We start from the raw sequence: 11,386 nt of genomic DNA on the forward strand, positions 1-11,386 counted from the left end.
TCTTAGAAATCAGACTATCCTTTCCGTGTCTTCGCGAGGATAGTTTGCGATGCCCCGAACTCAATTCCAGCCGCCTTTATGAAATCTTCTCTTTCTCGTCGCCTCTCGTTTCAAACCTATGAAGACCGGCGTCTACTCGCCGCCGTCGACATTCCAGACGACCTTTCCGCAGCACCTGCGGCAATCGTCTCGGCACCAGTGAACATTGACACAGCGTCTGGCGTGCGTGCGGCCGAGATTCGTCTCAGTTACGACACTTCGGTACTCGATCTTGATCCCGACGCGATCACTTTGGGAAGCGTGTGGGGAACCGGCACCGACGCTCAGATCACCGCTAACGTCGATGATGCGAATGGAACAGTAGTCATCTTTATCGCGTCGTCAAGTGAACTGTCAGGAATCTCTGGCAGTCTTGTGCTGCTGCCCTTTTCCATCGCCAGCAACGCCGTCGTAGACAGCACCACGACTCTCGATCTGACGCTGGTTTCGTTGAACGAAGGACAGATTTCTGCAACGCCCACACCGGTTGCCGGATCGGATGCGACAGACGGTTTGATTACCATCGCCGGCGATGCAACAGGCAGCGATACCATCTCAGGATTCGTTTATGCCGACGCAAACAATGACAGCAATGTTGATACGGCCGAAGGCATTCCGGGTGTCACGATCACGCTCGTCAACGCAACCACGGGTGCCGAACGACAAACCACGACCGCGTCGGACGGCAGTTTTGAGTTCACGCAGGTGGCAGCCGGATCGTACCGGATCATTCAAACCCAACCGGTTGCCTACATCGACGGCGGCACCAACGAACTCACGGTCTCATTGTCCGAAGGCGGATCACTCGAAGATCAAAACTTTCGCGAACTGGGATTACTTCCTCAATTTCTCTACAACCGCCTGCACACGGCGTTGGTGATGCCGGTCGGTTCCACCTCCTGGAACGATTCGATCTCTCAAATCAACGCCGACGCCGAGGCCAGCACCACCGCGACAACAGTGGCTATTGCTAGCAACACCACCGACACAACTTCGTCCACGGAAACTGCCGCGTCGGAACCTCTCCCATCCGAACGTATCGCGTCATCCCAACGCGTCGCCGCCTCCGAACCACTCGCGGAACTCGAATCGGCTGACGACGTAACGCCATCGTCCAACGTGACTGCGAGTCAAGCTGCTCCCAACAAAGACGAGAACGATGACACGGCAGCAGTCGACGAGGTCTTTGCGAACAGCCTGTTCTAAACATTCGCGGGTCAATGATCGCTCGCTTGTGAAACTGCCGCACCGCTTTCGTTACGATCCATGCCTCACGTGTTTCTGTCCACTACTGGGGCAATGACGTTGACATTAGAGCTCTCTGTTGGTTACTCCATCTCATCGCCACTGAGGGCGTTCATTGCGAAAGCAGTGGAACGAATAGCATGAAACAACGATAGGTGCCAGGATGGCCAGAGTGCGACGCAGGCTGATTTCAGAGCGATTGGAATGTCGGCGACTATTGGCCAGCGTTACGATGGGCCCCCTCGCCCCGGTTCAATCGGACTCCTATTCCGCGGCCATTCAAGTTAATGAAGCCGTGAATTTAAGAGCCGCCGAAATTCGGTTTCAATTTGATCCCGCTGAGTTGCAGATTCAGCAAGAAGACATTCGTCCCGGCGAGATCTGGAATGATAAAGCCTCCGTCATCGCCAACGTTGACGAAGCATCCGGTACGGTAACCGCGTTTGTGTTTTCACTCCAACCGATTGACAGCAGCGACGGAAACCTTCTTGACATCCAAGTACAGTCCACGTCGAATTCGTCCTGTCTGACATCTCCCAACATCGACCTGCAAGCAGTTCGTCTCAACGAAGGTGCGATTGAACTTGAGACAGCCCCTGTCGCCGGCCCTGATCCCACTGATCAGTTTGTGGCACCAGTGCCTGCGAGCGAGAACCCTCAACCACGCAAACGCGACGAGGGATTCATCGGCCCGCTCCGCGCCGAGCACGTTGACATGGTCATGTACCGCTTCGAACACAACACGCTGCGTCCGCCGATTCTCTAGAGCAGACACAAAGTCGCAAGCTCGGTAACCAACGCGAAACGGTGTGCGACAAACATGAATCACGTACGCGTTCTCACTTCAAACTTGAGAACATCGATACCAAACTGCACGATGAAACATCCCACCGCGAATCGATTGTGTCCGATATTCCCGTTTAAAGGGAACGACACAATCAACATCTCGTGAACCGCGGTGATCGATCATGAGTACAGCGTCCGTTGCATCTGCGTCCGGTGGAACGTCAGCTTTCGCGGCACAAACTTTTCGCGCCAACGTTACAGGAAACAGTGGGTCGGCTCGGACCGCTGGGACACAAGAAGGCCAACGCCCCCAGGGTCCGCCGCCAGGTGGCCGCCCCGGTGGAGCAGGTGGCGGTGAACGCCCCGAAGGCCCACCTTCACTCGATGACCTGACGAGCAAAATCGATGAACAACTTCAATCCAATGGAGTGGACGAAGAAACTCGTGCGACGGTGATTGAACAAATCACGTCCGCACTGACACAATCGCAGTCGAATACTGAATCAGCGACCTCGGAAACGTCCGAGCAAACGGAAAACGGATCGCATCGCAACCACCGACAAGTCCGACAAACGATCAATCAGATCTTCGAACAAAATGGCATCAGCACAAGCCAGATGCGCAAAGGAGCTTTTCTGGATGCCCAAGCGTAACGACGGCTAGCTCAACAACAAGTCGATCGCATCTAGTTCGCCATCGCACCTACTGCGGTCTTATCCAGTGACAACGCTGCCGGAGCGTCGTCTACCGGGAATGAAAAACATTCCTGCAGTGCCTCAGACAGCTCCCCTCGCATGATCACCATCTCGGATGGTGCATCGATCGCGATGCGCACCCGATTGAGCGAAATCTTGGTCACAATGATTTTGATATCGTTGCCGATCAAAATTTTGTCGCCGATCTTCCGTGATAACACCAACATGCCGAATCCTCCTTGAAAGCTCGCCTCATCGAAAAGGCGAAGAGTTGTAAATGTCCTCACTGCTTAAGGAAGATAACGCACATCAAACGTCACTAAAAAAGTTTGAATTCGTGCCATCAATCAGCAATTCCGGCACGCGGACAACGGAATTCACCTCCGGAATCACCGCGTGATCGTCACCCGCAGCCCCCATTTCGATCAGGCAAAGAGCGACTGAAACGTCACCCACCGCGCCGTCAACAGTGTGAGCACCAAGCAGCACCACCAGATCGCCTTTCGAGCCAATGGCAATTCTCTTAACCAGAACAGCAGTCCGATCGAAATCGATGTCACCACGATTTTGAAGGCGATCAACTGGATCGGGTCAGCGATCAGCCGACTTCCCAATGGATTCATCTCCCGCATCGATCCGCTTTGGTGCGCGATCAAAGTCCAAACCAAATCGATCACCGACATCATCCCCAGAATCACCAGCGAGCTAATCGTTGACTTCTTGATCGTTTGCTTCACCTTCGGATCGTCGCTATCCAGATTCGCTTGTGCAGCGTTGCTGAGCAAATGTCCGACCGCGATGACCACCAACACGATCGCAAACATTGTCAACGGATAGCTGATGCGTTGGCTCAACTGCACCGCGGCGAATTGACGTTCCGCATTGAGTTCGATCGCGTTCAATTCCTCGGTCAACTTGGTGGCCCGCTCGACAAAGTCCGGTGTCGAATGAAAATTGGCGACTAAATGCCTCCATGTCTCTTGATCCGCCGACGATCTCACAGCATCGGGAAGATCGGCTGAGCGTTTCGCATTGGACGATGTCGCAAGCAGCGACTCCAAAAGTTCAAAACCATGCTGGCTAGGCCACACCACCATCGGCGGGGCTTCGCTTTTGAGGACAACAATCGCTCCTGCACTAAGCATACTGAAGTCACGTGACGCCGCCCACAACAGATTGAACGTGGCCGACTCCTGCATTTCTTCATTGCGGAATCGATCGCCACCGCGGAAGCTCATCCCCCGAAATCCGCCACCTCGCATGCCGCGACCGCGATTCGAGTAGCCACTCAGGTCAAACGAGTCCGCCGTGTACTTCTCACCATTGATGCATATCGAATCTTCTTCGAATTCGATCGTGTACGGGGGTGATAGATAGACTGCATCGACAAAGAGAAAGCCTCGGTCGGACTCTATCGACTTCCCCGGTCCAATATCGTTACGGCCATTACGCCCCGGTTGGGCATACGACACGGTCGCGATCGACACCGTCACAAGTAGCGTTGCGAGGACACGATTAACCAAAGCAGGGTTTGTGAATTTGAACTTCATCTCAATCGTACTGGTATGGCGGACACGGACTTAACCTCGGGTCGTAAAACTCCAAGAGTCGCAAAAGGTTACGCTCGGTTGGTTCCAAAATTCGCATTCATACCCATCTCAACTTTCGTTTGCATGCGCTGATGAATCGAGTTTTCATTACTCAATCGAAGCCAGATCACAGACAATCGCACTCACATAAAAAGTAAATATTTTTTGACGGACTGTGACAACACCGCGGCATCTTCCTCCCTACTCATTGACGGCGGTGCGTCGGATTTGCGAACAACCGCTACCACTCGATTGAGCGGCCTCTTTCCAGGCACTCGTCGACGTCAACACAATTCAATGAGATATACGAGCTGAACTCCAAAGAAACCAACAAAACTTAGGGCGACGTCCGGTGTTGCATCAGTCTGATGCAAGTTCATCCGGAGCTCTTCTCGTATCTCTGACAAAAATTCTTTTCGCTTCTCGAGTTTCAGTCGCAATCCAAGGTGTATCCACGTGATCAGCATTGACTCCACATCGTCGCTCCACTTGGCAGAGATGCAACCACTCCCGCAGCCCCAAGTGAAATCGACTGCGAGATCTCATCATTCCATGAGTCTCTTTCACCCCGATCCGATCGCCGAGCTACTGGAAAAACTCTATCTTCCACAATGGAACGCGGTCGAATGGACGTTTCCTGCTCACTGGGGACTGCAAGTTCCCGATGACGTGGTCAGCATGTACGTCTTCACCCAGGGTGGTGGCTGGTTCGTTCCCGATGCCCCCGGGGCAGAACCGATTCGCGTGCGAGCGGGCGATCATTTGATCACTACCCGGGGGACCGCCCACCGCATGCTGCACAGCCTCGATTGTGCCGCCGAACCGGTTGCCGAACGGATGAGCGACCCGACATGGCATGTGCCCGCCGGTACCGAATCCACGGCCATGCTCTACGCGCAGTTCTCGTTGCGTGAATTGAAACAGAACCCCCTCTCGATCGGCCTGCCCGAGATTGTTCATTTAAATCATCGCGCTGAATCCGAACTCCGCTCATGCGTCCCGCTTCTTGACTTGCTGTCCGGCGTGAAACGAGAAGCTGAATACGGTTGGCAACTGACGGTGCGTAAACTTGCTGAACTGATCTTCATTAAGACGCTATCCGTTGAGCTCACACACGGCTCAAACGACAATCGTGGCACCAATCACCTCAAACACGCCGTGACCGATGCCACTGTAGGGCCCGTGCTGAAGGAACTCGTGCAATCTTTGGGTGCACCGTGGACCGTTCCCAAAATGGCAAAGATGGCGAATGTTTCGAAGTCTGCTTTCTCGGAACGTTTTCGCAATTTGGTCGGCACGCCACCGTTGCAATACCTGACCGAGATTCGCATGCAGAACGCTTGCGAACTCCTGCGAGAAAGTCCCATTGAGATTGCCAATATCGCGACCTTAGTAGGCTACGAATCGCCGTCGTCGTTCAGCAACGCGTTCAAACGCTGGTACGGCAAATCACCAGCTGAGTACCGAAGAGGCGCCAGCGAAAACAAGAACGGTTGATCGCTCGGAGATTACGAATCGATTTGATCGTCACCCTGCTCGATCGAATCGTCTGACTTGCGACCACGCAACTCCACCGTCAACACGACACCGCTCACAAAGACAACGCCGGCATACGCAACCGAAGACAGGCCAACCGGCTGCACGGTGCCAACACCTTCACTTTCTGCCTCAAGTCCACTTCGAGCCATGGCTAAGAAGTCGACTGGAGTGAGTGATTCACGATCGTGACCCGGCGACGCAGCCAATTGAAAACTGCGAAAGTGCCCAATGCTCGGATCGAGCTGGACATCAATCGGCTGACCATGAGACGCAGTCGCCGATCGCGGCAACGCACCCAGCGAGATCGCAATCAACCCTCCGTTTCCCGATTCATCGATGATGGAATTCGAGGACGCTTCCGCGATATCGGCATCCACGTCGGCCTGAGCCGTCTCCGTCAATCGTTCAATTGTGGATCGTTCAATCCGCCACTCTTCATCTTCGGATTCAGCAGGAGTGACGATGGGAGCGTCGGCACCACGCAGAGATTCAATCTCGATCATCCCGCCTTCATTCAACGGAGGCGATAGCAGGGAAGCCGCATCCGACCTCTCTTGATTGCCAGCTTGAAGACTCATCGAAAACGCACGCCCTGATTGGCTCGGTATTGACGCCGCTGACGTGACACTCGCTTGAGCATGGTCGCGAGCGATGGTGCTAATTGCCCGTTCGAGCAAATCATCGGCCGACGTTGAACTGGCTGTGTCCCAGGAACTCAGGCTCGTCGTCGCCAACACAGCTTCCCATTGAGCGCCACCACCGATCGGATTTCGACCATCCGAACCACGCTGAGTCAGGCCTGGCAATGTCAGACCGAGATCAGACAAGGAAACGAGACGAATCGGGATATGGTTCGCGGTCAACGGATCAAACGGGTCTCCCTCAATGGGAGCACGGTCCTGCGTGACCCCATCCAGCACGTTTCGATCCTTAGATTCTCGACCATCGATTCCTTTGATTTCCGACAAACGAATCGTTGCAACCTTCTCCCATGCCGGCTTATCAGCACGATCACGGGAGAGGTCACCTCGCGTGAACGACGCTGGTTTCGAGATCGGACGATCGGATCGGCTAAGCACCCCGACCCGAAGCCTTGGAACCACGTCCGAACGTGATTCCGAGAACTCGACGACCAATCGCCCCCGAATGTCCGAACTGCCGAAATCTACCGGGCGTGCGTTGGGAACGCGTTCGGTGATCGAGTCATCCGACAAACGAGGCACAGCCGTCTCCAGGGTGTCATGAACCGCCGGGGGCTGCTGGATGTCATGCCCGAAGTCTGGCATCGCCAGAAAGTCCGCTGACATCAGTGCGCGAGTTTCCAAAGGCTCGGGACGCAAGACGCGTTGGAGCTTGTGCGAATTCCTGTTGCGTTGATTTCGTCTGTTCAAAATCTGCAATCGTTGACGGAATCGAAAAACCTTCGATGGAAAATATCCTGGACGCTGATCTTAGTTTAATTCACTTCTTTCGGTCCAGCCGAAACGGTGAACGCAATGACTCGTACACTGGACGATCGAGCAACTCTTCTGGAGGATCGAAGCCCGCATCGATGGCCATTTGCAGCGTTTCCTTGGCAGACTCAAGACAGTCAGCTCGCATATCAGCATGACTCGCATCGGACGATCCGCCCGCGGGAATTCGCTCGGCAATTGCAAGCAATTCATCCACCACGCCAGCCAACCGCTCCCCATTTCCCTCCCACAGGGCTCGTCGCTGCATCGCCTTGTCAATCGCCTCGGAAACCCGACCGGCCTGACTGAGCAATTTTGCGTGGTTGAAGTAGTGTTTGCTCAGGAACTCTCGGTACTGTGGAACTTCCGGCGCGGCGTTGTGGGCGAGTGACTGATGTATAACCGCCGATCGATAGGACCCCATCGCGTTTTCAGCTTCACCGAGCTGTTCCTGCACGAAGCCCAAATTGTTGTACACGCCTCCCAACGTGCTCTGCAAATCAGCGTCGCTGGTAAACAAGTCCGCGAGCGAAATTTGAAACGCCAACGATTGCTTGAACGCATCACGGGCTTCGTCAAAACGCTTGCGATTGACCAACGCCATCCCATAATTGTTTTGCGTCACAGCGATATCGCGTTGATACGACAATTGGTCCGGCCATCGATCAAGCAGCTGAGACTGGAGGCTGATGGCTTGTTGATACGAATCGATCGACGCATCCATGTCACCCGCCTCCGATTGGGCGGCGCCAAGACTGTTTAACGTTAGCGCGACCCTGCTCGCTGTTTTCGGATTACTCGGATCCGCACTCAAATCCTTCATCTGATTTTGAAGTGCCGTCTGAGCATAGTGAACCGCTCGCGATGGATCGCTTTTCATCAACAAGCCCGAGAGATTCTGATACGCGGATGCCAACTGATGCTCCAACGTCGGCGTCCGACTCTCCTCATCGATTGACTCTGCCAACTCAATACTTCGGCGATACACCGATTCGGCTTGCTCAAACTGTTTGGCCTTCCCCAACAGCAAACCGAGATTGTTCAGCGATAACGACAGACTCAACGTCGCGTCGATGTCGCTCGGATCATCGGCAATCAATTTTTCTTCACGTTCGATTGCCGACAGATATCGACTCATCGCCGCCTCGTATCGTCCTGCTTGTTCCAATGCCAATGCGAGATTGTTTTCACCCGTAGCCAATTCGTGCTGCCGCGTTCGATCCGATGGATCAGCGGCGAGTCGCCTCTCGAATAACTGCCGCGATCTTTCCAAAGACGCAACCGCTTCATCCATCGAGCCGACTTCGCTTTGGATCGATCCGATCTTTCCGTACGTGATCGCAAGGTCATGCATCAAACCTGGATCGTCGCTGGCTTGGTTGGCAAAGTCTTCATAGTAGGCAAGCGTTTCCTGCAGCAATTGACGCCGTACCGAATCGGCACCGGGAACGTCGGCGAGCAGTTCCGCCATCTGCGCACCCAAACGATCCACCGCCGCGCGAGAGAGTCTGTCGCTGTTGGCCGCCCGCATCGCGTTCATGTCCGACTCTCGTTTTGCCGCCGAAATGAGAGCGTTGCTGACCGACAAACCGATTAGCGCGACCACGATCACGGCGAGCGTCAGAGTGACGATCCGTCGATGCCGAACGGCCCATTGAGACAAACGATCCACCAACGTTGGCGGTCGCGCGATCGTTGGTTCGCCGGCGAGCACATGCCGTAAATCGACGGCGAAATCCGCTGCGGTGTCGTATCTTCCATCGCGGGTTTTGGCCATCGCTTTGGCGATGACCGTTTCCAAATCACGGGGTACGTCAGGCCGTACCGTACGCAAAAGCGGAGCGTTTCGCTCGTCGACGTGCCTCAGAATGGCTGGTGCGTCGCCACCATCAAACGCCGGTTGCAAACACAGCATTTCGTACAAAGTCGCACCGAGCGAATAAACATCGGTTCGCCCGTCGACGATGGCGGATTCACCACGAGCCTGCTCAGGACTCATGTACCGCATCGTTCCAACAATATCACCTGTCTTCGTCAGTGTTGCATCGGACTGGCAACGGGCCAATCCGAAATCGGTCACCCACACCTTTCCATCCCGATCGAGCATCACGTTGGACGGTTTGATATCGCGATGAATCACGCCGAATTGATGCGCCACGTGAAGTGCGTCTGCGATCTGTATGCCGACCGCAACGACATCGTTGATCTCGGGCAACGAACCGCGTTCATTCTGATTTGCAATGACTTCATCAAATGACTGACCATCAATGAACTGCATCGCGTAGTAGTGGACGCCGCGAACCGAACCGACCGTGTAAACCGGGACGATGTTGGGATGGTGCAATTGCGCAGCAGCTTGAGCCTCGTTATTGAAACGCGCGATCTGTCGCGCATCCAATACCGATGCAAAAGGCAGCAACTTGATCGCCACGATTCGACCGAGCGAGATTTGCTGGGCTCGATATACCACGCCCATTCCGCCCCGGCCGATTTCTTCGAGCAACCGAAAATCACCGAGTATTTTTTCGGACGTTTCACTCGCCTCCGCATTATCCACTTGGCCTTGAGGAACAAAGCCCGCCGCGATGTGATGCAGGTCTTCCAATCCTGTGATGTACGACCGCAGAGGTGCGACTAGATCGGGGTCTTCAATCGCAAGATCGTCGATCGAAGGCGGAGCACCGGACTCGAGGGCAATCAGATATTGATCGAGCAAAAACGTGAGTCGTTGTTTCTGCTGCAACGACAACCCACCCGTCGTTGCCGGCTCGATACTTAAATCCGAGATCGAAGAGAAATCCATCTCGTTCAAGAATCTGCCTCATAAGACTCTTTGAACTTATCCATCGCGCGCAACCACAGCATCCGCACCGTGCCGGGTTTCCGGTCGAGTCGCGAGGCGATTTCGTCAAACGACAGCCCCTGTAAATTGCGCAGCACGATCACATCGCGATATTGTGGCCTGAGTTTCGCAAGCTGGTTGGCTAACTCAACAGCACGCTCGCGACGACGCATCGGTTCGCTCGGTGAAGGTCCACGATCGGCCAACACGTTCACGAAATTAGCGGCGCTGTTATCCAACGCTTGACTGACCCCCTCGATAGAAATCTCACGCCGCATGTCGCGTTTCTGTGCGTGAAAATGCGTGTCGATCGCCGTGCGAAGGCAATTCACCAAAATCTGCCGCAGCCAAGCCAACAGTTCCTGTTCGCTGCCCCCGCGAAACGAGGCGAAATCGCGATGGGCCCCCAACATCGTCTCTTGGACCAGATCCGATGGGTTCATCCGCCGCCGTAACCGACTGTCGAGCTGCGTTGTCGCCAACACGGTTAAATAGTTGCGATACAACTGCAACAATTCTCCGAGTGAATGCGATCCTTCATCCCGCGCCTTTTTCAGTAATTCCTGAACAGGCGACTGCGATTGATTCGATGTGTCTGAGCTGCCGGCCACTGTCGTCTCGATCCATCACGAACGTCAATAGAATCTACTTAAACCCCCGCCCCTTCGCTTAGTTTCGGCGGAAAGTGGCATTGGATCAACCGAGCAGCAGATCGAAACGATGCAAACGGGACTCACCCGTCCGAAACGCGCACAAAAAAACCGGCCTCAACCGTCCAATCCACCCGATCGTGTGAGGGTGAGGAGGTCGCGACCGGAACCTAGCATTCGATCGATGCCAGAAAGCACGCTGGCGGCGTTGTTTACGCGGCCATCGCCGAACAGCTTTCGTGGCATTTGCGGCAACATTCGACGCATTCGTCCATTCCGCCAACCTTTTCACAACTGTCTGCACACGCTTTGCAGATTTCAGCACAGGCTTGGCAGTACTGGGCATGATGATCGCTGTTGCGGCTCATGAAATCGACGCACGCGCTGCACGCAGCGATGCAGTCGAGCATTAATTTCACGTGCGTTTGTTCGACATGTTTGCCACCTTCAACGAGACAATGACTGGTCAGCTTATTAGCGCAGGTCGTTTGACACTCTTGGCAATTTTGAATGCACTCCTGTTTGGATGCGGTTGCAGTACTCATTC

General features: G+C 54.5%; 10 protein-coding genes. 4 read left to right on the forward strand and 6 right to left on the reverse strand.

Annotation, left to right across the window (positions count from 1 at the left end; all coding sequences use genetic code 11):
• Positions 1 to 78 precede the first annotated feature (78 nt).
• From NB063_RS04865 to NB063_RS04875, 3 genes are all read left to right on the forward strand, one after another.
• Positions 79 to 1,245 (forward strand): cohesin domain-containing protein, encoded by a 1,167-nt coding sequence (locus NB063_RS04865; RefSeq protein WP_250927623.1) that lies wholly within the window; start codon positions 79 to 81, stop codon positions 1,243 to 1,245.
• Positions 1,246 to 1,516: 271 nt separating this feature from the next.
• Positions 1,517 to 2,050: a cohesin domain-containing protein gene (locus tag NB063_RS04870; RefSeq protein ID WP_261367220.1), complete on the forward strand. Its 534-nt coding sequence runs from the start codon at positions 1,517 to 1,519 to the stop codon at positions 2,048 to 2,050.
• Positions 2,051 to 2,252: 202 nt separating this feature from the next.
• Positions 2,253 to 2,723 carry a hypothetical protein gene (locus tag NB063_RS04875; RefSeq protein ID WP_250927625.1) on the forward strand — a complete coding sequence of 157 codons (471 nt, stop codon included), beginning with the start codon at positions 2,253 to 2,255 and terminating at the stop codon, positions 2,721 to 2,723.
• 32 nt (positions 2,724 to 2,755) lie between these two features.
• Here the strand turns inward: NB063_RS04875 and NB063_RS04880 are convergent, their stop codons facing one another.
• Positions 2,756 to 2,992: a carbon storage regulator gene (locus tag NB063_RS04880; RefSeq protein ID WP_250927626.1), complete on the reverse strand. Its 237-nt coding sequence runs from the start codon at positions 2,990 to 2,992 to the stop codon at positions 2,756 to 2,758.
• A 198-nt stretch (positions 2,993 to 3,190) separates the two neighbouring features.
• Positions 3,191 to 4,315: a DUF5658 family protein gene (locus tag NB063_RS04885; protein ID WP_250927627.1), complete on the reverse strand. Its 1,125-nt coding sequence runs from the start codon at positions 4,313 to 4,315 to the stop codon at positions 3,191 to 3,193.
• A 591-nt stretch (positions 4,316 to 4,906) separates the two neighbouring features.
• Between NB063_RS04885 and NB063_RS04890 the strand changes: the two genes are divergently transcribed.
• On the forward strand, positions 4,907 to 5,851 hold the full coding sequence (locus NB063_RS04890; protein WP_250927628.1) for an AraC family transcriptional regulator: 945 nt from the start codon (positions 4,907 to 4,909) through the stop codon (positions 5,849 to 5,851).
• 11 nt (positions 5,852 to 5,862) lie between these two features.
• Here NB063_RS04890 and NB063_RS04895 read toward each other — a convergent pair whose 3' ends face one another.
• From NB063_RS04895 to NB063_RS04910, 4 genes are all read right to left on the reverse strand, one after another.
• Entirely contained in the window at positions 5,863 to 7,200 is a 1,338-nt protein-coding gene (locus NB063_RS04895) for a hypothetical protein (RefSeq protein ID WP_250927629.1), read from the reverse strand.
• 154 nt (positions 7,201 to 7,354) lie between these two features.
• Positions 7,355 to 10,150 carry a serine/threonine-protein kinase gene (locus NB063_RS04900; RefSeq protein ID WP_250927630.1) on the reverse strand — a complete coding sequence of 932 codons (2,796 nt, stop codon included), beginning with the start codon at positions 10,148 to 10,150 and terminating at the stop codon, positions 7,355 to 7,357.
• 5 nt (positions 10,151 to 10,155) lie between these two features.
• Positions 10,156 to 10,800: a sigma-70 family RNA polymerase sigma factor gene (locus tag NB063_RS04905; protein ID WP_407652540.1), complete on the reverse strand. Its 645-nt coding sequence runs from the start codon at positions 10,798 to 10,800 to the stop codon at positions 10,156 to 10,158.
• Between the two features lie 251 nt (positions 10,801 to 11,051).
• Positions 11,052 to 11,384 (reverse strand): four-helix bundle copper-binding protein, encoded by a 333-nt coding sequence (locus NB063_RS04910; RefSeq protein ID WP_250927631.1) that lies wholly within the window; start codon positions 11,382 to 11,384, stop codon positions 11,052 to 11,054.
• Positions 11,385 to 11,386 lie beyond the last annotated feature (2 nt).

Origin of the sequence: Aporhodopirellula aestuarii, from assembly GCF_023701485.1 — a bacterium.
Taxonomy (GTDB): Bacteria; Planctomycetota; Planctomycetia; order Pirellulales; family Pirellulaceae; genus Rhodopirellula; species Rhodopirellula aestuarii.